General features: G+C 76.6%; 1 protein-coding gene and 1 pseudogene. Both read left to right on the plus strand.

All coding sequences use genetic code 11. The annotated features are described in order from the left end of the window. Position 1 precedes the first annotated feature (1 nt). On the plus strand, positions 2 to 1,021 hold the full coding sequence (locus tag DMH12_RS38480; protein ID WP_125495860.1) for a MoxR family ATPase: 1,020 nt from the start codon (positions 2 to 4) through the stop codon (positions 1,019 to 1,021). Further along, positions 1,021 to 1,370 (plus strand): annotated as a pseudogene (locus DMH12_RS38485) (hypothetical protein); the annotation flags it as partial. The gene DMH12_RS38480 and the pseudogene DMH12_RS38485, both read left to right, overlap by 1 nt.

Genomic DNA, 1,370 nt, shown 5'->3' on the forward strand with positions numbered 1-1,370 from the left:
CCTGTGGCCCGTCTACACCGGCGCCCCGGCCCCCCACGACGGCATCGCCGAGCTGCCCCCGCCGCCGCCCTGGCGGGCCTTCGCCGGCGGGCCGGTGCTCGACGCGCCCGTCGAGGACGGCGACGCCCCGGCCACCTCGCCGGACCGCGCGCACCGTGCCGTGACGTACCAGGCCACGGAGCAGACGGTGCAACTGGTCAACGCGGCGCTGTACCTGCGGCGCCCGCTGCTGGTCACCGGCCCGCCCGGCACCGGCAAGTCGTCCCTCGCCTACGCGGTCGCCCGCGAACTGCGGCTCGGCCCGGTCCTGCGGTGGAACATCACCAGCCGCAGCACGCTGCACGACGGCCTCTACACGTACGACCCGCTCTCCCGGCTGTACGCGGCGCGCCACGCCACGCCCGGCCCCGACGCCCCGGCGGCGGCCACGGGTGTCGAGGACCACCTGCGCCTCGGCCCGCTCGGCACCGCCCTGCTCCCCTACGCCCGCCCCCGCGCCCTGCTGATCGACGAGATCGACAAGAGCGACCTCGACCTGCCCAACGACCTGCTGCACGTCCTGGAGGAGGGTCAGTACGAGATCCCCGAACTGGTGCGGGCCTCGCGGGACACCCCGGACGGACGGGCCGAGGTGCTGATCGACGGCACCGACCGGCGGGTGCCGGTGGAGCGCGGCCGGGTCCGCTGCAAGGAGTTCCCCTTCGTCGTCCTCACCAGCAACGGCGAGCGCGAGTTCCCGCCCGCCTTCCTGCGCCGCTGCGTCTCGCTGCACCTGCGGCAGCCGGACGACGACCACCTCGCCGAGATCGTCCGCGCCCACCTGGGCGAGCCCGACGGGTACGCGCAGCAGCTCATCCACCGGTTCCTGTCCCGGGTGGGCGGCGGCGAACTCGCCACGGACCAGCTGCTCAACGCCATCTACCTGGCCCGTTCCTCCGGCCTCGGCGCCGACTCCCTGGACGAGCTGGCCGAGCAGCTGATGCCCTACCTGGGCAGGTCCCCTCAGCCCGACGCCTTCTGATGCCGGCCGACCGCCCCGGCCCGCCGGATCCCCTGCCCCGCCTGGCCGACCTGCTCGGCCGGGTCTCCTCGGGTGTCCGCCCGACCCCGCTGGAGCTGGCCGAACTGCTCTGGCTGGCCGGGCACATGGAGCCCGCGCCCTCGGAGCCCACGCCCTCGGAGCCCACGCCCTCGGAGCCCGCGCCCTCCGGGCCGGAGAACGACGCAGCGGCCGGCCCGTCGGCCGGGGAGCCCGCACCGCCCGTCCCCGCGCCGAGGCCGGGACCGGTGCGGAACCCGCGGGGCCGCCCGGGACGCAGGCCCGCCGGTGATCCGCCCGAGGCGCGGCCCGACACCTCCGACGCCTCCCG

This window comes from Streptomyces sp. WAC 04229 (assembly GCF_003947455.1).
In the GTDB taxonomy this organism is placed as follows: Bacteria; Actinomycetota; Actinomycetes; order Streptomycetales; family Streptomycetaceae; genus Streptomyces.